This is a genomic window from Paracoccus sp. (in: a-proteobacteria) (assembly GCF_030538695.1).
GTDB lineage: Bacteria > Pseudomonadota > Alphaproteobacteria > Rhodobacterales > Rhodobacteraceae > Paracoccus.
Map to the genome: position 1 here is coordinate 39,957 of NZ_JAUNTN010000012.1, position 19,236 is coordinate 59,192.

The window sequence follows — 19,236 nt, forward strand, 5'->3', positions numbered from 1 at the left end:
GTTACTTTGCCTGCGAAGCAAAGGGCCGCCCATGACAACGCAATTCCTGATCCTGACGATGCCGCGCAGCGGGTCTTATCACCTGTCATCGCTGCTGGACAGCGCCCCGGACATCACTTGCTATGGCGAGGTTTTCAAGGATCAGCGGATCGAGCTGCCCAAGGATATTCTGCACACGCTGAACCTTGCACCGCAGCAGGTGGCGCAGCGCAATGCTGACCCGATGGGCTTTCTGGACCGGTTGACCAAGGCGACCGCCACCCCGATCATGGGGTTCAAAGAGTTCCCCGCCCGGCTGCTGCCGCTTGGACTATGGGGCAGGCTGGTCGCATCACCCGACTGGCGCAAGATCATGCTGCATCGCAACATCCTGCGCCGCTATCTGTCGCTGTTGCGGGCGCGGGAAAGCGGACATTATACCCGCCGCAAGGCGCAGGCCGATGCAATCCCGGTCGAGGATCGCCGGGTGCATTTCGACGCCGCAGAGTTTGCCGAGTTCGCCGGCCGGCAACAAAACTTTATCAATCGCTGCACCCGGCTGGCCCAAAACCCCGATGCCGGTCAGGTGATGCAGGTGGATTACGCAGATCTGTCTGCCCCCCAAACCCTGCACCGGATGCTGACCTTTCTGGGATCAGACGCGGACGCGGACAAGCTGCGTTCGGAGTATCTGCCCCAAACCCGGCCCGATACGCGACTGGCCGATATGGTTCAGAACTATGACGAGATGGTTGCGGCGCTGAACGACACCGGGATGCAGGAGGTCTTGGCCAATGCAGAAAAACCCGGTTCCTGACCGCCATTCGGCCTTTTATGAGACGCAAGACGACAGCCTGATCGACTATGAAATCAGCACCTCGCTTGGTTTTCCAGCGCGGCGGGTCACAACCGACAACCGGGTGCCGGTCGTTGCGGCGATCGGCTCGGCCCATACGTTCGGGCGGTTTGCGGCGCGGCCTTGGCCCCGGCTGTTGGGGGATGAATACGGGATACCCACGCTGAACATCGGTGCAGGCGGCAAGCCGCCGGCCTTTTTCCACCAGCACCCGGCCATCATGGCAGAGGTCAACAAGGCGCAGGTGGCGGTGGTGCAATGCCCCTCGGCGCGATTCCTGATCCGCCGCGCGGCCCGCACCGTGGCGCGGTTCCGCACCCGCTATGCCCCGCAACTGCTGGAACTGGCCGATGGCTGGCCGCAGCCCACGCGGCTGATCCAGACCATTCAGCGCCGCATTTCTGCCAGCGTGGCCGAGGCCGTGCTGGTCCGCACCCGCGCCCTGTATATCACCGAAATGACCACGCTGGCGCAGGCGATTACCGTGCCCAAGCTGCTGTTCTATTTCTCATCCACCCCGCCCGAAGCGAAACAGCCGACCACCGATGCGCGGGGCGAGGATCAGTTGGGGGGCTTTCCCGGCCTTGTCGATGGCCCGACACTGGCCGCCGTGGCGGCAGCGTTTGACGACCTGCTGATCGTGCAAAGCGACACCGACCTGCCCGAAGCGATGGGCGGCGGCGCAGATGTAACCATGCCCAGTTTTGGCCGCGACGGGATGAACCATTACTACCCCTCGCAAGAGATGCACCATCAGGCCGCCGAGGCCGTTGCGGAACGGCTGCACAGCCGCTTTGGCCTGCCGGTGCGTCCCGTGCCGCGACCTCTGACCAATGCGCAACTGCTGCCGCAGGGGTTGATGCCGCTGTTGCCCGCACCCGCGCTGCGCCTGACCGCTCCGGTTACGGCGCAAATCCGGCGGCTGCCCTATGCCACGCTGGACGGGCAGCGCGATTGCCAGATCAGCTTCGAGGCGGCGGCGGAAATCGGCAAGGGTTTTGCCTCGTGGCTCATGCGGCGCGGGGCGCTGGCCCCCCGGCTGATCATCTGCCCGCCGCTGACATGGCTGACCCTGACACCGTTTGCCGAGGAGCGTGACCAGCCCGGCTTTACCGAGGCGCTGGATGCGTTGGCCGATATGGAACCCGACCTGCTGGACCCGATGCTTGCCCCCTACGCGCGGATCATGGCCGATGCCGCCCGGCTGGCAGAGGCCCTGCCCGCCCTGCCGCTCACCGATCTGCGGCTGGAGGGCGACCGGCTGACACAGCACGACAGCGCGCCCTCGGGCCAGCCTGCGCCGGACGCGCCCGCGCCTGGCTGGCTGGCGGCGCATCCGGTCAGCCGCGCCTATCACGACCTGCTGACGCGGCGCTTGTGGGTCAGGGGATAATCTCGAACCGGGTCACATCGACCATGCCGCAATCGGTGATCTTCAGCGCCGGGATCACCGGCAGCGCCAGAAAAGCCAGTTGCAGGAACGGTTCGGCCAGCACCACCCCAAGCGAAGCCGCCGCCGCCCGCAGATCATGCAGACGGTCACGCACGGTTTCGAACGGCTCAAGGCTCATCAGGCCCGCAACTGGCAGCGGCAGCTCCGCCAGCACCTTGCCGTCCCGCACCACGACAAAGCCGCCCTCGATTTCCGACAGCCGGTTCGCGGCCAGTGCCATATCCGCGTAATCCGCCCCCACGGCGACAATATTGTGGTGGTCATGGCAAACGGTCGAGGCAATCGCCCCCGCCTGCAACCCAAAGCCGCGCACGAAACCCGTGGCGATATTGCCGTTCTTGCCGTGCCGCTCGATCACCGCAATGCGGATCAGGTCACGGGCAGGATCGGGGCGCTTGTCGCCATCCTCGGGCGGGATGTCGATGCGCAGGTGTTCCGTGATGATCTTGCCTTCGATAATGCCGATCACATCGGTGTCCACGCAGTTGCCACCCGCCCGGAAATCCGCCGCCACCACCTGCGGTGCCTTGACCGAGGCCCGCCCCACCGGCGCCAGCGCCCCCCGCGCCGCGAAAGCCGCCGCATCCGCCACCCGGCCTGCGCAGATCACCAGCGCCGGGCGGCAGCTTTCCAGCGCATCAACCGCAACAATATCGGCCCGCTTACCCGGCGCAATCTGGCCACGATCCTTAAGCCCGAACGCCTCAGCCGCCGACAGCGAGGCCGCGCGATAGGCCGCCAGCGGCGAACAGCCCCGTGCGATCAGGCTGCGGATCATGTGATCGAGATGGCCTTCCTCGGCAATGTCCAGCGGGTTCCGGTCGTCGGTGCAAAGACAGATATAGGCCGAGGCCGCATCCGTCAGCACCGGGGCAAGCGCCGCCAGATCCTTGGACACCGAGCCTTCACGGATCAGCACCCGCAACCCCTTGGCCAGCTTCTCGCGGGCCTCATCCGCCGTCGTCGCTTCATGCTCGGTGCGGATACCGGCGGCAATATAGGCGTTCAGATCACACCCCGAAAGCTGCGGCGCATGGCCGTCGATATGGCCGCCCGCGAACAGCCGCAGCTTGGCCATCAACGCCGGATCGCGGGCAATCACGCCGGGATAGTTCATCATCTCGGCCAGCCCGATACCGCTGGCATGTCCCATCAGCGGGGCCAGATCGGCGGTCTCGATCCGCGCCCCGGCGGTCTCCATATGGGTCGAAGGCACGCATGACGACAGTTGCACCCGCAGGTCCATCAGCGTCAGACGGCTGGCATCCTGAAACCAGCGGATACCGTTCACACCGATCACATTGGCGATTTCATGCGGATCACAAATCGCGGTGGTCACGCCATGCGGGGTCACGCAGCGATCGAACTCCAGCGGGGTGACAAGGCTGCTTTCGACATGCAGATGCGTGTCGATAAAGCCCGGCACCAGCATCAGGCCGCTGACATCAATCACCCGCGCGGCATCATAATCCGCACCGATACCGACGATAGTTTCCCCGCAAATCGCCACATCGCCGGGGATCAGCGCCCCGGTGACGACATCGAACACCTGCCCGCCGCGCAGGACCAGATCAGCGGGCGCATCCCCCCGCCCCTGCGCAATACGGCGTGCCAGATCGTCCATGATGCCCCGCTGTGCTGTTGGCCGAGCATAGCGGCTTGCGCCCCCCGGCAGCAACGGCAATCATGCCGCCAGCCAAAGGATGACCGCATGACCCTGCCTTTTTCCGACCACCAGATTGCCGTTCCCGGCGGCACCGTCTTTCTGCGCGACTGGCCGGGCCGGGACGATCTGCCGCCGGTTCTGCTGCTGCATGATTCGCTGGGTGCGGTCGCCTTGTGGCGCGACTTTCCCGCGCGACTTGCACAGGCGACAGAGCGGCGGGTGCTGGCTTATGACCGGCTTGGCTTTGGCCAATCGACCCCGCTGCAAGATCGCCCGGCGCTGGACTTCATCGCCGCCGAGGCCCGCAGCACTATCCCCGCACTGACCGAGGCGCTGGCGCTGGATCGTTTCGTGATCTGCGGTCACAGCGTTGGCGGCGGCATGGCGGTGGAAACGGCCGCACAGCATCCTGACCATGTGGCGGCGCTGATAACCATTGCCGCGCAGGCGATGGTCGAGGATTGCACCCGCGAGGGCGTCCTGACCGCCCGCAAACTGTTCGCCTCACCCGCCGCACTGGCGCAGTTGGAACGGTATCACGGCGACAAGGCCCGCTGGGTGCTGGATGCCTGGACCGAAATCTGGCCGGACCCGGCTTTCGCGGATTGGTCCCTGCGCGACGTATTGCCCCGCGTCACCTGCCCCACACTGGCGCTGCATGGTGAAAACGATGAATACGCCTCGTCTCGCCAGCCACAGATGATCGCGGAACTGACCCATGGCCGGCTGCAAATCCTGCCCCGAACCGGCCATGTCCCGCACCGCGAATCCCCCGACCTGCTGATCGAGGCAATCTGCGCCTTTTTGGTCAGCCTGCGCTAAGCAAGATCGGCCAATCGCAGGGATCAGCTCAAAACATTCGAAAATCGGGAGTGATGGTGCCCGGAGGCGGATTCGAACCACCGACACGCGGATTTTCAATCCGCTGCTCTACCAACTGAGCTATCCGGGCATCTGGTCTTGCGACCGTGGAGGGCTGATTAGCCCAAGGCGGCGGGCCTGTCCAGCCCTGTTCTGGAAAATTATTCCTCATCCGGGGCGGTCGGCTGCACGGCCTCGCCCGGAATGACGTAATCGCCGCGCAACCAGCGGGCAAGGTCCACATCGGCACAGCGTTTGCTGCAAAACGGGCGGTATTCCGGCGCGGTCGGCTTGTTGCAAACCGGGCAGTTCGTCTGGCGGCTCATCCCCGGCCCGCCAGTCGCGTCAGCGGCACGCGGTCACGCTTGCGGGTCATCTCGAACAAGCCCATCGCCGTCCAGCCGACCACTGTCAGCGCGCCACCTTCGGGGCGGGCGGCCGAGCGGATCACCTGTTCGATGGTGCCGCGGTCGCGCTTGGACACCGGGGCGAAATCAATCACCACCTGCCCGCCAAGCCCGCGCAACCGCAACTGGCGCGGCAGGTCGCGGGCCAGCGCGATATTGGCCTTTAGCGCCGCAGCGGGCGAGGTATCGCTGCCGGTGTTCACATCGACGCAGATCGCGGCACGGGTCGGTTCGATATAGGCAAAGGCCCCCTGCCCAAGATCAAGGCGCGGGTCCAGAAGCGCGTCGATTGCATCCAGCGCACCCGTCTGTTCAAAGGCTTGCGGACCATCTTCGAACAGATCAGGGGCCGGGTCGGACCAGTCCTGCCACGCGGTTTCCGCAGGCTCGGGCGCATCCAGCAGGGTTTCGGGACCGCCCGACAGATCAGCGGCAAGCTGGCGGGCCAGTTCCAGCAGCGGGACCAGTTCTTCGGTCAGCGCCTCTGACCCCGCCCCGGCGGCAGCACTGCGGATGATGATGCCGGGATCACCCTCGGCCAACAGCGGGCGCAGCGCCCCGGTCAGCTCGTCCCGCAGTTCGGGATCTTTGATGCTGCGCGAGACATTCACCCCCGGCGCGCCGATGCTGACGATCCCCAACCGCCCGCGCAGCAAAATCCGGTCGCTGACAGGGACGGCCTTGCCATCCTCGGCAATGCCCGACACCTGCACCAGCAACACTTGCCCCTGACGCAAGCCGGATTTGGTGCGCAAAAACCCACTCTGCCCCTCGGGCAAGCGCAGAAAGACGCCGCCCTGCCCTTTCACCAGCCGGTCCACCACCGCGCGGCACACGGTTCCCGGCGGCAGCGGTGCCACCGCCGCGGGCGAGATTTCCAACTCGATCAACTGGCGATCCTGAAACAGCGCCGCAGCCGGATGGCCGCGCCAGTCTCCGATGACGACCTGTTTCATGGTGTTCCTTTCAGCCCGGCGGCGGCCAGAAGCGTGGCGGTTTCAGCCAGAGGCAGGCCGACAATCGCGGTAAACGAACCGCTGATCCACGGGATAAACACGGCGGCAGCCCCCTGAATCCCATAGGCCCCAGCCTTGCCCTGCCATTCGCCGCTGTCCAGATAAGCGTCGATCTGCGCGTCCCGCAACTGTGCGAAACGCACGGTCGAACCCACCACACGCAGCCGCAGCGCATTGTCATCCAGCACCGCGACCGAGGTCAGCACCTGATGTCGCCGCCCCGACATCAGCCGCAGAAAGCGCCCGGCCTCGTCCCGGTCGGCAGGTTTGCCAAGGATACGGCGCCCAAGCGCAACGACCGTATCGCCCGCAAGAACCACCTCCCCGGCGGCGCGGGGGATGGCACGGGCCTTTTCTTCGGCCATGCGAGCCGCATAGGGGCGCGGCAATTCGCCCTTGCGCGGGGTTTCGTCAATATCGGCAGGGGTGATACGATCCGGCGCATAGCCGATCTGCGCCAGCAACTCACGCCGACGCGGGCTGGCCGAAGCCAGAACAAGAGCGGGCCGGGACATCGCCGCCCCGGTCTTATTTGAAGCGGTAATTGATCCGCCCCTTGGTCAGATCATAGGTGTTCATTTCCACCTGAACCTTGTCGCCGGCCAGAACACGGATGCGGTTCTTACGCATCTTGCCTGCCATATGTGCGATGATCTCATGGCCGTTTTCCAGCTCGACCTTGAACGTCGCATTCGGCAGGAGTTCCTTTACGACGCCGGGAAATTCGAGCATTTCTTCCTTGGCCATGGTCACTCCAGTTGTTTCATTCGCGGATTGCGAACCGCGCCGATATGCGCCCAATCCCGCATATTTTCAAGCCCCGACCACGATTCGCCTTATCCCACCCCCAAATCCAGCGCGAGCGGGGCAGCCATGTCACCTGCGCGGAAGGCATCGGGCAGGTCCAGATCGTTGATCGGCGGCTCGGGCAGCGGGGCCAGATCTTCGGGTTCAGAAGCGGCAGGCCCGGCCGCAGCGACCGGCGGCGCATCATCCCTTTGCGGCGACAGAACCGCCGTTTCAGGGCGCAGGCGCAGCGCATGGCAGCCCTCGATTTCACCCAGCCGGGCCAGCGCCAGAAGCTGCCCCGTGCCGGTTTCAAGACGCACATTCTCGACCGCACCGGGCGTCAGCGAGATGGTCGAACCGGGCGTCAGCCGCCGCAATTCGCCCAGACTCATCTGCCGCCGGGCCAGAATCGCCCGCAGCGGCACCGGCGCTTGCTGTGCCACATCGCGCAGATTGGGGCGCAGTTCCGGCACCTCCTCCGCCACGGCCCCTTCCCGCGGCAAAGCGAGGACCGCCCCCGCCACCTCACGCCCCTGCGGAATAACCAGCAGGATCGAGCCGTCACGCTGGCCACCACCGCCCAAGCGCAGCTTCAGATGCAGGCTTTGATAGGCCCCCTCCTCCAGCATCAGGGACAGGGGGCGCGGATCATCGACATAGCTGGCGTAATGCCAGCCCTGAAACCCCGTCACGGCAGACAGATCCTGAAAGGCAAACCCCAGTTCCAGCAGCAGACGCGAGACGAAATCCGAACATAATGCCGCATCGGTGCGGGTCGCGCGGCGCGGTTCCGGGGGGCGGGTCGTGACCTTGCCCATAGCCTGCATCTCGATCACCGAGGCGACCACCGCCGGGCAAATCGCCATTGCCCCAACCGCATCCGAGCCGGACTGCAACGCCCCCAACAGCGACCGTTCAGGAATCAGTTCCGGTAATTCGGATGGTGCCACGGTATCCAGCACCACACTTTCGACAAAAACCGGCAATCGGGACGCCTTGTGCGCCGCCTTTGCCACCGCTTCCGCCGCCGCACGTTCGGGGTTGCGCGGCGGGGCCGGGCGCGGCGCTGGCGGCCCGCCAGCCGCCAGCCGGGACTGCGCCCGCGCGGCATCGCGGGCATCAATCATTGCCGCCAGCACACCTGTATTGTGAGTTTTCCGTTCCGTCATCGCCATCGAATCGCCCTTTGCTTTGGGCAATCTGGCAAAGAAAGGTTGAGAAACCGTTTACCCGGCCAAAGAAATCCCGCGCCGTCCGGCAAGGTCGGTCACGAATTGCCACGCCACCCGGCCCGAGCGGGAACCGCGCGTGGCCTGCCATTCGATTGCCTCGGCACGCAGGGTTTCATCATCAATTTCAATGCCATAAGCATCGCAATAGCCGCGGATCATCGCCAGGTATTCGTCCTGCGAGCAGGGATGGAACCCCAACCAAAGCCCGAAACGATCCGAGAGTGAAACTTTTTCCTCAACCGCCTCGGCCGGGTTGATCGCCGTCGAGCGTTCGTTCTCGATCATGTCACGCGGCATCAGGTGGCGGCGATTCGAGGTTGCGTAAAGCACCACATTTTCAGGCCGCCCGGAAATCCCGCCGTCCAGAACGGCCTTCAGCGACTTATACTGCGCATCATCATGGCTGAAGGACAAGTCATCCGCGAACAGGATAAATCGCTGATCCGAACGCCCCAAAACCGCCAGCAGACGGCCCACGCTGTCCAGATCCTCACGCGCGATTTCGACCAGAACGACGGGCAGGCCCTCGGCCAGCGCGGCGGCGTGAACGGCCTTGACCAGCGAGGATTTCCCCATCCCCCGCGCCCCCCAAAGCAGCGCGTTATTCGCCGCATGGCCGCGCCCGAATTGCAGCGTATTGGCCAGCAGCGTGTCGCGCGCGCGGTCCACCCCCACCAGCCGCGCCAGATCGACCCGCGCCACCCGCGCCACCGGCTCCAGCCGGTCGGGATCGGGCTGCCAGACATAGGCCTGCGCCTCGGTGAAATCGGGGGCGGGGATAGGGCGCGGCGACATGCGTTCCAGCGCCTCGGCAATACGGATCAGCGCGTCAGTCATTCTTCGTCCTCGACCCAAAGACCCTCGGCCCGCAGCCGTGCCTCACGCTTGCGCTCGATCCGGCGGACAAGCTGAATCGAGACCTCATAAAGCCCGTAAATCACTGTAAACAGAACCACCTGGCTGATGACATCGGGGGGCGTCACCACCGCCGCCAGAACCATGATTCCCAGAATCGCATATTTCCGCACCGAAGCCAGCCCGTCCGACGACACCAGCCCTGCCTTGCCCAGCAGCGTCAGCGCGACAGGCAACTGAAATGACAGGCCAAAGGCCATGATGAACTTGGTCGTCAGCGCCAGATATTCCTGCATCGACCCCTGAAATGCGATGCCCGCGATGCGCCCGGTTTCCGTCACCTCGGCGCTGGTCGCAACCACCGGGGCCTGCTGAAATCCGAGGAAGAAATTATAGGCCATCGGCAGGATGACGTAATAGGCAAAGCTGGCACCCAGCAGGAACATCAGCGGCGAGGCCAGCAGGAACGGCAAGAACGCCTGTTTCTCGCTGCGGTAAAGCCCCGGCGCGATGAACCGCCACAACTGGAAACCGATGATCGGAAAGGCCAGAATGAAGCCGCCGAAAAAGCTGATGTTGATGGCGGTGAAAAAGCCCTCTTGCAGCTTGATGATCTGCAACTGACAGCTTTGGCCGCGCGCCGCCAGCGCGTTACAGATCGGCTGGGTCAGGAAATTATAGACCGGCTGCCAGAAGGCATAGCAGATCACCATTGCCACAACAAAAGCCAGCACCGACCAGATCAGGCGGGTGCGCAATTCGGCCAGATGCTCGATCAGCGGAGCCGAGCTGTTGTCGATCTCATCTGCGGCCATCAGTCGTCTTTCGTGTCAGAGCGGCGCACCGCACGCAATTGGCGCTGGCCGGGAACCGGGGCGGCGGCCTCGGTCGGCTGCGAAGGTGCCGCTGGCGCCTCGGGGGCCGCCGGGTCCGGGGTCGCGGCCTTGGCGGTCGGCACCTTGGGTTCCCATTTCTCGAACTTGTCGGCAGCGCGGTCCAGCGCATCCAGCCCCAGATTGCGCTTGCTGGTCAGGTCTTTCATATCCCGCAGCGTTCCGGCGGCATCATTCAGCCCGCTGGATTTGGCAGCATCCTCCATGGCGGATGAGAACTCTCGGGCCATGGCCCGCGCCCGCGCGGTAAAGCGGCCCAGCGCGTGAAACAGGCGCGGCAGGTCTTTCGGCCCGACGACGATCAGCGCAACCACGCCGATCAGCAGCAGCTCGCTCCAGCCGATGTCAAACATGGGCGCTTACAGCTTGTCTTTATCCGCAGGCGTCACATCGCGCAGCGCGGCATCAGCGCGGGCGCGGGCGTCGGCGGCATCGCGCTCGATCTGTGCTTTTTCCTCGGCGGCGGTGCGCTCCAGCTCCTCCGAACCGTCTTTGATACCTTTTTTGAAGGAACTGATGCCCTTGCCGACTTCGCCCATCAGCGAGCTGACTTTGCCGCGCCCAAACAGGACCAGCACGACAACTGCGATCAGAAGAAGGCCGGGAAGGCCGATATTGTTCAGCATGATAAGCTCCACTTGCCGGGAAAACCCCGGATTACCGCAATATTTATGTGCTGCGGGCGGCGATTGCAAAGGCGATTTCGCCGCAGCACCCATATGATCCGGTCACGACCCCGGCAACACAGTCTTGGCCTTTGCCCGTCACCCTGCGATACAGGCACATCTTTTCACGGGTGCCGCATGGATTTCGCCTTTCTGATTACCGCCTTTGTCACCCTGTTCGTGATTATCGACCCGATCGGGCTGGCACCGCTGTATATCGCGCTGACCCATCACATGACGCCGGAAAAGCGGCGCAAGACCGGCATCCGGGCGCTGGCCGTGGCAGCGGTGCTGCTGACGCTGTTTGCGCTGGCGGGCGACGCGATTCTGGCCGGGATCGGGATTTCCCTGCCCGCCTTCCGCATCGCGGGCGGGGTGCTGCTGTTCCTGACCGCGCTGGACATGCTGTTCGAGCGGCGCAGCAAGCGGCGCGAGGATCAGGCCGGGGATCAGGCGGGCGAGGATCACGATGACGACGATCCGTCGGTGTTTCCGCTGGCCACGCCGCTGCTGGCCGGGCCGGGGGCGCTGGCGACGATGATCCTGCTGACCGGGCAGGGTCAGGGCTGGCTGCATATGGTCTCGGTTCTGGCGGTGATGCTGGTGGTGCTGGCCTCGGCCGGGCTGCTGTTCGTCGCCGCCGTGCCGCTGGCGCGGATGCTTGGCCCGACCGGGGTGCGGGTGGTGACGCGGCTTTTGGGGATGCTCTTGGCGGCGCTGTCAATCCAGTTCATCATTGACGGGTTGAAAGGTGCGGGGCTGGCCTGATGGATATAAGCTGGATGAATGTCGCCTATCTGGTGCTGCTGCTGATCGCGGTCGGCGGGTTTCTGGTGGTCGAGTTCCAGACCCGCCCCGGCAAGACCGTCCGCCAGCTTGCCGCATGGGTGCTGATCTTTGTCGGCGCCATCGCTGCGGCGGGGCTGTGGCAGCAGGTCAGCCAAACCGTCGCTCCGCAGGCCATATTCACCGGCGACCGGATCGAGATTCCGCTGGGCAATGACGGCCACTACCATCTGACGGCTGAAATCAACGGCAGCCCGATCAGCTTTATCATCGACACCGGCGCATCAGGTCTGGCATTGGGCCAGCAAGACGCCCGCCGCGCCGGGCTTAACCCGGACAGCCTCGGCTATATCGGGCAGGCCCGCACCGCCAACGGGATCACGGCCACCGCGCCCGTCACGCTGCAAACCGTCCGCATCGGAGAGGTCGAGGACCGTGCTGTTCCCGCCAGCGTCGTGCAGGGCATGGACCAAGGGTCACTGATGGGCATGTCCTATCTGTCCAACTTTGCCCGGATCACCTTTGAAAACAACCGTCTGATCATGGAGCGTTAAGGTTAACGCGGCCCTTGGGGGGGCGTTAACCTTCATATTGCCGCCACTTGGCGTTGGCCGGTGCCGTTAATCTTAACGCTGGCGCATGAGCCGCAGCGTTGGCTCTCAATCATTACCCTTCACGCTCATGCGGGCGCTCAACCTGTCGTTAGCCTCAATGCACCCGATGGGACGACCCTAACACCGACGCCATATCCCTGGACATTGGCACACCAGCTCTGACGCTGACAGCATCGCGCTAACCTTGGTGCTACCGCTGGCCAGAGGCGGATTTCTTTTCCCAGCGGCCGCCATCTTCGGCCCAGTATTCCGCCGCAATGCCAGCGCCGGTCAGTTCGCGCCACTGATCCCGCGCCCGCTGAACGGCGGCGGGGTTGTTGCCGTCGAAAATAATGCAGACCCGCTCGGCCCCGGTGCAATCGCTGGCAGAGACCTCAGCGCCCTCGACCGCCATCAGGCAGGCAACCGGGCCGGCCTCTTGCCCCTCGATGGTCAGCAGAACCGGCTGGCGCGCATCATGGGGGCCGCCTGCCAGACCATGCGGCAGGAAACCATCCCCCTGCCACAAGACCTGATCCAGCCGCTCGGCCAGATCGCGGGACCGCGCCCGCAATTCCACCCGCCAGCCCGCCTGACGCGCCTTGCCGATCAGTTGCGGCAAAAGCGCCTCGGCGGGCGAGCGCGTCAGGTGATAGAACAGCGCCGCGCCCATCAGGCGGTGCGGGTCTTGCCAGCCTTCCGCCCGGCCTTCTGCTCACCCTTCTGCCCGGGCTTGTCTGCCTTGGCGATACGGGTTTTCGCGGCTTTGGGGGCCACCGGATCGGTCTTGCGGGCCTTGGCGGGCGCAGTCTCGTAACGATCACGGATCAGCCGGTCCAGCGTCATCACACCCCAGCCGGTCGCACCTTTCGGGGCCAGATCCGTGGCGGCAGGCGGCAGCGTCACACCGGCAATGTCGATATGCGCCCATGCCTGACCCGGCTTGATGAACCGTTGCAGGAATTGCGCCGCCGTGATGGCCCCTGCCGGACGCCCGGCGGTGTTCTTCATATCAGCCAGCCGCGAATCAATCAGCTTGTCATAGCCCGCCCCCAGCGGCAGCCGCCAGGCACCTTCGCCCTCGGCCCCGGCGGCGTTCAGGATCGCCCCGGCCAGCGCGTCATCATTGGCAAAGAACCCGGCATTGTCATGGCCCAGCGCGATAATCATCGCCCCGGTCAGCGTCGCCAGATCAATCACCGCCGCAGGCGCAAAACGGTCCTGCGCATACCAAAGCACATCGGCCAGAACCAAGCGGCCTTCGGCATCGGTGTTGTTCACCTCGATCGTGTCGCCCTTCATCGACTTCACGATGTCGCCGGGACGCTGCGCCCGACCATCGGGCATGTTCTCGACCAGACCGACCACGCCGACGACATTCGCCTTGGCCCGGCGCAGGGCCAGCGTGCGCATGACGCCCGACACGACGCCCGCGCCGCCCATGTCCATGGTCATTTCCTCCATCCCCGCCGAAGGCTTGATGGAAATGCCGCCGGTGTCGAACACCACGCCCTTGCCGACCAGCGCCAGCGGGGCCTCTTTGCCGCCGCCGTTCCAGCGCATCACCACGACCTTGGACGGGCTTTCCGACCCCTGCCCCACACCCAGCAGCGCACGCATCCCCAGCTTGGCGAGGTCTTTCTCCTCCAGCACCTCGACCTCAAGACCCAGCTCACGCATGGCCAGCAGGCGGTCGGCAAAGTCGGTCGTGGTCAGGACGTTGGCCGGTTCATTCACCAGATCGCGGGTAAAGAACACGCCTTCGGCCACCGCCGCAGCCGCGCCAGCCTCTCGGGCAAGCGCCTCAGGATCGGCGGCAATGAATGTCACGCTGGCCCGAGCGGGCTTTTTCTTGTCCGCTTCCGGCTGGGTCTTATAGGCGTTGAAATCATAGGCCCGCAGGGCAATCCCAAGCGCCACGTCACCCGCCGCGCGGGTCTTGCCCGCCAGCACCGCCATATGCGCCCCGGCCAAAGCGGCACCGATGGCCCCGCCTGCCTTGCGGGCCTCTGCCACCCCGGCATCACGGGGCAGCTTGACCAGCAACAGCCGTTCGGCCTCCAGCCCGGCGGGGAAGGCCAGTTCCAGCGCCTGCCCCGGTTTCAGCTTGCTCCAGGCATCCGAGGCAATCGCCCGTTCCGCCGCTTTTTTCGCCGCCCCCGGCAGACCCGCCGCAGGCTTGTCACTATCGACCAGAACCGCGATCCGGCCCTTATGTGCGGCCAGATCGGCAGAATCAGAGAAGCGAATCTCAACGGGTTGGGTCATGGCGGCGCTCCTTGTGGCTGAATTGACCGGCAAAGGCTAACGCAGGCGAAAACCAAACGCCAGCCGGGCTTTCCGAACGCGGCAACAGAGGGTAAGCAAGACGGAACGACCATGGGGACGCCCTTGCCATTCATCGACCGCTATATCTGCTCGCGCTTGTTCAGCCTGTTTGGCTTTTTCGCGCTGGTGCTGGTGTCCGTCTATTGGATCAACCGGGCCGTATCGCTGTTCGAGCAGCTTTTGTCCGATGGCCAGACCGCGCTGGTGGTGCTGGAGTTTACCGCCCTGACCCTGCCGGTGGTGATCGGCCACGTCCTGCCAGTGGCCGGTTTCGCAGCCGCCGCCTATGCGATTCAGAAGCTGTCGGGCGATTCCGAACTGGTGGCGATGCAGGCGGCGGGCATGTCCCCCTGGCGGCTGGCGCGTCCGGTGCTGGTCTTTGGCCTGCTGGTCGGGCTGATGGTGGCGGTGCTGGTCAATGCGCTGGTGCCGATGTCGCGCACCCGGCTGGCCGAACGGCAGAACGAGATCGCGGAAAACGTCACCGCGCAATTCCTGCGCCCCGGCAGCTTTCAGTATCCGGCCAATGGGGTGACGCTGTTCATCCGCGCGATTGCCGATGACGGACGGCTGCTGGACGTATTTATCGAGGACGGCCGTAACCCCGCATCGCAAGTCACCTACACCGCCGAGGAAGCCCTGCTTCAGCGCACTGACACCGGGCCACGGCTGGTGATGATGCGCGGCATGGCGCAACGGCTGGACCGTCCGGGCAACGCCCCGCCGCGCCTGTCGGTGACGCGCTTTGCTGATCTGACCTATGACCTTGGGGCGATGCTGAACCGCGCCACTGGCGGCGGGCGCGACCTGCGCGGCTATTCCACCTGGCGACTGCTGAGCGGCGACCCCACAATGCTGGAGGCCACCGGCGCCACCCCTGCGCAGGCCCGCGTCGAGGGGCATGAGCGTCTGTCCCGGCCGCTGCTGGCCCCGGTTGCGGTGATGTTGGGCTTTTCCATGCTGATGCTTGGCAGCTTTTCCCGCTTTGGCATGTGGCGGCAGATGACCGCTGCTGTTGTCGCGCTGATCCTGCTGTATCTGGCCGATAATGCCGCCGCCAGCATGGCCGGGCGTGATCCTTCGCGCTTTGCGGTGCTGTATCTGCCTGCGGTTGCCGGGGCGCTGATCGCGGCGCTGGTCTTGTGGCAGGCTGCCCGCCCGAAAGGCTGCCCGAAATGATCCTGCCCGGCTATATCGCCCGTCGCTTTTTGCGCATGTTCCTGATCGTGTCAGGGGCTTTCATCGCCATCCTGTTCCTGCTGGATCTGGTCGAACAGATCCGCCGCTTTTCCGGTCAGGGCATCGGGCTGGCCGAGGCCGCCGGCCTGTCGGCGCTGAACATCGCTGGGGCATTTTATGCCATCATGCCGCTGGTCACGGTGCTGGCGGCAATCGCGCTGTTCATCGGGCTGGCCCGCAGTTCGGAACTGGTGGCGATCCGCGCTTCGGGCCGTTCGGCGCTGCGGTTTCTGGTGGCCCCGACCGTCACCGCCTTTCTGATCGGGCTGGCGGCGGTTGCGGTTCTGAACCCCTTTGTCGCCGCCAGTTCGAAACGCTATGACGAGGCCATAACACGGGTCCGGGCCGAGGGCGCACAGACGATCTCGGTCGGTCAGGGCGCAGTCTGGCTGCGGCAATCGCTGCCGCCGGAAACCAGCGACGACGGGCGCGACCAGACCAGCGGCGGGCAGGTCGTGATCCGCGCTGACCGCGCCAGCCCGGATGCAACGACGCTGTATGACGCGACCTTCATCGTCTTTTCCGCCGAACAAGGCCCGCTGCGGCGGCTGGAGGCCCGGCAGGCCGTCCTGCAACGCGGCAGTTGGGTGCTGACCGATGTCAAGCAATGGCTGTTGGCCGCTGAAAACCCCGAGGTCGAGGCTGCGCTGCATACCGAAATCACCCTGCCGTCAGACCTGACCGCCGACCGCATCCGCGACAGTTTCGGCCAGCCAGATGCGGTGCCGATCTGGCAACTGCCCAGCTTTATACGCGGGCTGGAGCAGGCAGGCTTTTCGGCACAACGCCATCAGGTCTGGTTCCAGATGGAACTGGCCCGGCCTTTCCTGATGGCCGCAATGGTGCTGGTGGCTGCGGTCTTTACCCTGCGCCACCTGCGCGGGCGCAATGTGGGCATCCCGGTGCTGCTGGCCTTTGGCTGCGGCATTGCGGTATTCTTTCTGCGCAATATGGCGCAGGTTTTGGGCGATAACGGGCAGGTCACGGCCATCATGGCGGCCTGGACGCCGCCGCTGGTCGCCGCGCTGGCCGCGCTGGCGGCGATCCTGCAACAAGAGGACGGATGATGAGCAGCAACCCCGCCAAGCGCCTGATTCTGGCCTCTGCCCTGTCGTTGCTCAGCCTGCCCGCGCTGGCACAACAGGAACCGCTGGTCGCACCGGAACCCTCGACCCGGCCCGGCCCGGCGCTGGCCCCGACCCTGCGGCCCGGCATTTTCAGCGCTGCCGATGGCACCGCGTTGTCCACACGGCCAGTTTCGGTCCGCAATATCCGGGTTCCCGCCCCCGCGCAGATCGACACGCAAGGCAGCGCCGCGACGCTGCTGGCCGATTCGGTGCGGCTGTCAGGCGGCAATGACATCACCGCCGAAGGTGATGTGGTGATCTGGTATCAGGGCGCGCGGCTGGTCGCCCGGCGCATCTTCGTCGATGGTCAGACCGGCGAAATGGAAATCACCGGCCCGGTTCATCTGACCCAGCCCGGCAAGGCCGGAACCGCCGATGAAACCACGCTGATTGCGGATCACGCACAACTTTCGGCAGATCTGAAAACCGGCATCCTGCGCGGTGCGCGCATGGTCATGGCGCGCGAATTGCAAATGGCCGCACAAGAGGCCACCCGCACCGAAGGCGGGCGCATCACCACGCTGAACCGGGTGGTTGCCTCGTCCTGCCAGATTTGCGCCGATGATCCCACGCCGCTCTGGGAAATCCGCGCCCGCAGCATCACCCATGACGCCGAAACCCGGCAGTTGCGGTTTGACCGCCCGCAGTTCCGCGCCTTTGGTGTGCCGGTGCTGTCGCTGCCATGGCTGACCGCCCCCGATCCCACCGTTGACCGGATGAGCGGCTTTCTGCGGCCTCGCATCCGCACCACCTCGAAACTGGGGTTCGGGATCAAACAGCCATATTTCCTGACGCTTGGCGACCATGCCGACCTGACCATCACGCCCTATCTGTCAGCCAGCCGCACCCGGACGCTGGATCTCAGCTATCGGCAGGCGTTCTGGAATGGTCAAATGCAGATCGACGGGGCCTATACCCGCGACGACATCCTGCCCGGCGAATCGCGCGGCTATCTGTTCGGAGCGGGCGAATGGCTGCTGCCCGGCGGCTATACGCTGGGGGTGCAGGTCCAGAACGCCAGCGACCGCGCCTATCTGCTGGATTACGACATCACCGACGCCGACCGGCTGTGGTCCGGGGTGACGCTGGACCGCGTGACCCGCCAGCGGCTGTTCTGGGGCCGCGTTGGCCGCTATGAAACCCTGCGCGACGGCGAGGATCAGGCCACGCTGCCCTCGCTGGTGGGGGATGCCGAATGGCTGCGCCGGTTCCAGCCGGGCCGCATTGGCGGCGAGGCGCTGCTGAGCTGGTCGCTGCACAGCCACCGCCGCGACAGCGATCAGGACATCATCGGCTCGGATATGTCACGCGCATCTGTCGGGCTGGACTGGCGCCGGACCGAAGTGCTGCCCGGCGGTCTGGTCGGTGCGGCAATGGCGGGGTTTGACGCCGACCTGTATCAGATCCGCCAGAACAGCCAGTATGACCGCACCGTGACCCGTGCCTTTCCCTATGTCGGGGCGGAATTGCGCTGGCCGCTGATTTCCTCGGGGCAGCGCGCGACCTTCATGCTGGAACCTGTGATGCAGGTGATCTGGTCGCGCCACGACCCACGCGATGTGCCGAACGAGGATTCCCGCCTGCTGGAGTTCGACGAAGGCAACCTGCTCGCGCTGGACCGCTCGCCCGGCTATGACCGGCGCGAAGGCGGGCTGCGGACCAATCTCGGGGTGACATGGACCCGGATCGACCCCTCGGGCTATAGCCTTGGGCTGACTACGGGCCGCGTGTTCCGCAGCAGCGACCGCGACGGGCTGGGGCTTTACGGGCCGCTGTCAGGGTCGCGCTCGGACTGGCTGGTGGCGGCGAATTATTCTGACAATCGGGGGTTGGCGGTATCGAACCGCACCCTGTTCGACGATGATTTCAAGATCAGCCGCAACGAATTGCGCCTTGGCCTGATGCGCCCCGACCGGGAATTGTCACTGGGCTATCTGTGGATCCGTGAGGACGCCGACGAAACCCGCCTGACCAGCGTATCGGAACTGTCACTGGATGGTGGCTGGCAGATCGCGGAAGGCTGGTGGGCCAGCGCCGCGACCCGCTATGATTTCGAACTGGACCGCGCCGCCCGCGCCGAAATCGGGGTGGCATGGCGCAACGAATGTGTGTCGCTGGAGGCATCCCTGCGCCGCCGGTTCACCTCATCCGACCAGATCAGCCCGGAAACCGATTTTGGTCTGACCGTGCAATTGGGCGGCTTTGGTCAAAGCGCCAGCACCGGCAAAGGCACCGCCGCCCGACGGCAATGCTTGCGTTAAGGTTAACCGACCGGGAAGGTAAACCGACCGGGAAGGCTGACTGGCCGGGTTAACCTTACCTGACGCTAGGTTAACCCCAATTGGAACCGAGTTGGCCTTACCAGACGGGCGTCAAGGTTAGCATGCCGGTGAGGGGGTTGCCGCGAGGATTTGCGGCCGATTTCGGACCGCCCTGCGATTAACCTTGAACGGTAGGGTTCGCCTTAGCTGACGGGCGCTCGGGTAGCTTC

Annotated in this window: 19 protein-coding genes, 1 tRNA gene and 1 pseudogene; 8 read left to right on the forward strand and 13 right to left on the reverse strand. The window is 65.0% G+C overall.

Annotation, left to right across the window (positions count from 1 at the left end; all coding sequences use genetic code 11):
- Nucleotides 1-31 precede the first annotated feature (31 nt).
- Both Q4G24_RS08160 and Q4G24_RS08165 read left to right on the forward strand, forming a co-directional pair.
- Nucleotides 32-796 (forward strand): sulfotransferase, encoded by a 765-nt coding sequence (locus Q4G24_RS08160; protein ID WP_303366023.1) that lies wholly within the window; start codon nucleotides 32-34, stop codon nucleotides 794-796.
- Nucleotides 774-2,228, forward strand: a complete 1,455-nt coding sequence (locus tag Q4G24_RS08165) for a DUF6473 family protein (protein WP_303366024.1) — start codon at nucleotides 774-776, stop codon at nucleotides 2,226-2,228. The genes Q4G24_RS08160 and Q4G24_RS08165 overlap by 23 nt, the downstream gene beginning before the upstream one ends.
- Here the strand turns inward: Q4G24_RS08165 and ade are convergent.
- Nucleotides 2,218-3,912 carry an adenine deaminase gene (gene ade, locus Q4G24_RS08170; protein ID WP_303366025.1) on the reverse strand — a complete coding sequence of 565 codons (1,695 nt, stop codon included), beginning with the start codon at nucleotides 3,910-3,912 and terminating at the stop codon, nucleotides 2,218-2,220. The genes Q4G24_RS08165 and ade overlap by 11 nt on opposite strands.
- An 87-nt stretch (nucleotides 3,913-3,999) precedes the next feature.
- On the opposite strand from ade, the gene Q4G24_RS08175 reads away from it, so the two are divergent.
- On the forward strand, nucleotides 4,000-4,776 hold the full coding sequence (locus Q4G24_RS08175) for an alpha/beta fold hydrolase (protein WP_303366026.1): 777 nt from the start codon (nucleotides 4,000-4,002) through the stop codon (nucleotides 4,774-4,776).
- A 54-nt stretch (nucleotides 4,777-4,830) separates the two neighbouring features.
- On the opposite strand, the gene Q4G24_RS08180 is transcribed toward Q4G24_RS08175, so the two are convergent.
- From Q4G24_RS08180 to tatA, 10 genes and pseudogenes are all read right to left on the reverse strand, one after another.
- A tRNA-Phe gene (locus Q4G24_RS08180) sits at nucleotides 4,831-4,906 on the reverse strand.
- A 70-nt stretch (nucleotides 4,907-4,976) separates the two neighbouring features.
- Nucleotides 4,977-5,141: a DNA gyrase inhibitor YacG gene (locus tag Q4G24_RS08185; RefSeq protein ID WP_303366027.1), complete on the reverse strand. Its 165-nt coding sequence runs from the start codon at nucleotides 5,139-5,141 to the stop codon at nucleotides 4,977-4,979.
- Nucleotides 5,138-6,178 (reverse strand): ribonuclease E/G, encoded by a 1,041-nt coding sequence (locus tag Q4G24_RS08190; RefSeq protein ID WP_303366028.1) that lies wholly within the window; start codon nucleotides 6,176-6,178, stop codon nucleotides 5,138-5,140. Before Q4G24_RS08190 ends, Q4G24_RS08185 begins: the two co-directional genes overlap by 4 nt.
- Complete coding sequence (locus Q4G24_RS08195) at nucleotides 6,175-6,753, reverse strand: nucleoside triphosphate pyrophosphatase (RefSeq protein WP_303366029.1); 579 nt, start codon at nucleotides 6,751-6,753, stop codon at nucleotides 6,175-6,177. The genes Q4G24_RS08190 and Q4G24_RS08195 overlap by 4 nt, the downstream gene beginning before the upstream one ends.
- A 13-nt stretch (nucleotides 6,754-6,766) precedes the next feature.
- The gene (gene infA / locus Q4G24_RS08200) at nucleotides 6,767-6,985 is read right to left on the reverse strand and encodes a translation initiation factor IF-1 (RefSeq protein ID WP_036716789.1); all 219 of its coding nucleotides are present in this window, start codon (nucleotides 6,983-6,985) and stop codon (nucleotides 6,767-6,769) included.
- Between the two features lie 89 nt (nucleotides 6,986-7,074).
- The gene (locus Q4G24_RS08205) at nucleotides 7,075-8,202 is read right to left on the reverse strand and encodes a FliM/FliN family flagellar motor switch protein (protein WP_303366030.1); all 1,128 of its coding nucleotides are present in this window, start codon (nucleotides 8,200-8,202) and stop codon (nucleotides 7,075-7,077) included.
- 51 nt (nucleotides 8,203-8,253) lie between these two features.
- Nucleotides 8,254-9,096, reverse strand: a complete 843-nt coding sequence (locus Q4G24_RS08210) for an ATP-binding protein (protein WP_303366031.1) — start codon at nucleotides 9,094-9,096, stop codon at nucleotides 8,254-8,256.
- Nucleotides 9,093-9,929, reverse strand: coding sequence for a twin-arginine translocase subunit TatC (tatC, locus tag Q4G24_RS08215; RefSeq protein ID WP_303366032.1), 837 nt, complete (start codon nucleotides 9,927-9,929; stop codon nucleotides 9,093-9,095). The genes Q4G24_RS08210 and tatC overlap by 4 nt, the downstream gene beginning before the upstream one ends.
- The gene (gene tatB, locus Q4G24_RS08220; RefSeq protein ID WP_303366033.1) at nucleotides 9,929-10,360 is read right to left on the reverse strand and encodes a Sec-independent protein translocase protein TatB; all 432 of its coding nucleotides are present in this window, start codon (nucleotides 10,358-10,360) and stop codon (nucleotides 9,929-9,931) included. The genes tatC and tatB overlap by 1 nt, the downstream gene beginning before the upstream one ends.
- 117 nt (nucleotides 10,361-10,477) lie before the next feature.
- A pseudogene (gene tatA / locus Q4G24_RS16620) lies at nucleotides 10,478-10,633 on the reverse strand (twin-arginine translocase TatA/TatE family subunit); the annotation flags it as partial.
- A 177-nt stretch (nucleotides 10,634-10,810) separates the two neighbouring features.
- Here tatA and Q4G24_RS08230 point away from each other — a divergent pair.
- Together Q4G24_RS08230 and Q4G24_RS08235 are read left to right on the forward strand one after the other, a co-directional pair.
- Nucleotides 10,811-11,440 carry a MarC family protein gene (locus tag Q4G24_RS08230; RefSeq protein WP_303366035.1) on the forward strand — a complete coding sequence of 210 codons (630 nt, stop codon included), beginning with the start codon at nucleotides 10,811-10,813 and terminating at the stop codon, nucleotides 11,438-11,440.
- Complete coding sequence (locus Q4G24_RS08235; protein WP_303366036.1) at nucleotides 11,440-12,012, forward strand: TIGR02281 family clan AA aspartic protease; 573 nt, start codon at nucleotides 11,440-11,442, stop codon at nucleotides 12,010-12,012. The genes Q4G24_RS08230 and Q4G24_RS08235 overlap by 1 nt, the downstream gene beginning before the upstream one ends.
- A gap of 250 nt (nucleotides 12,013-12,262) precedes the next feature.
- Here Q4G24_RS08235 and Q4G24_RS08240 read toward each other — a convergent pair whose 3' ends face one another.
- Together Q4G24_RS08240 and Q4G24_RS08245 are read right to left on the reverse strand one after the other, a co-directional pair.
- Nucleotides 12,263-12,724, reverse strand: a complete 462-nt coding sequence (locus Q4G24_RS08240; RefSeq protein ID WP_303366037.1) for a DNA polymerase III subunit chi — start codon at nucleotides 12,722-12,724, stop codon at nucleotides 12,263-12,265.
- Entirely contained in the window at nucleotides 12,724-14,319 is a 1,596-nt protein-coding gene (locus Q4G24_RS08245; protein WP_303366038.1) for a leucyl aminopeptidase, read from the reverse strand. The genes Q4G24_RS08240 and Q4G24_RS08245 overlap by 1 nt, the downstream gene beginning before the upstream one ends.
- Nucleotides 14,320-14,430: 111 nt before the next feature.
- On the opposite strand from Q4G24_RS08245, the gene lptF reads away from it, so the two are divergent.
- Genes lptF through Q4G24_RS08260 form a run of 3 tightly spaced genes read left to right on the forward strand, consistent with a single transcriptional unit; the run spans nucleotide 14,431 to nucleotide 19,006 of the window.
- Nucleotides 14,431-15,558: an LPS export ABC transporter permease LptF gene (lptF, locus tag Q4G24_RS08250; RefSeq protein ID WP_303366039.1), complete on the forward strand. Its 1,128-nt coding sequence runs from the start codon at nucleotides 14,431-14,433 to the stop codon at nucleotides 15,556-15,558.
- On the forward strand, nucleotides 15,555-16,685 hold the full coding sequence (gene lptG, locus Q4G24_RS08255) for an LPS export ABC transporter permease LptG (protein ID WP_303366040.1): 1,131 nt from the start codon (nucleotides 15,555-15,557) through the stop codon (nucleotides 16,683-16,685). The genes lptF and lptG overlap by 4 nt, the downstream gene beginning before the upstream one ends.
- A complete protein-coding gene (locus Q4G24_RS08260) occupies nucleotides 16,685-19,006 on the forward strand; it encodes an LPS-assembly protein LptD (RefSeq protein ID WP_303366041.1) in 2,322 nt (773 codons plus the stop codon). The genes lptG and Q4G24_RS08260 overlap by 1 nt, the downstream gene beginning before the upstream one ends.
- The last annotated feature ends 230 nt before the right edge of the window (nucleotides 19,007-19,236 follow it).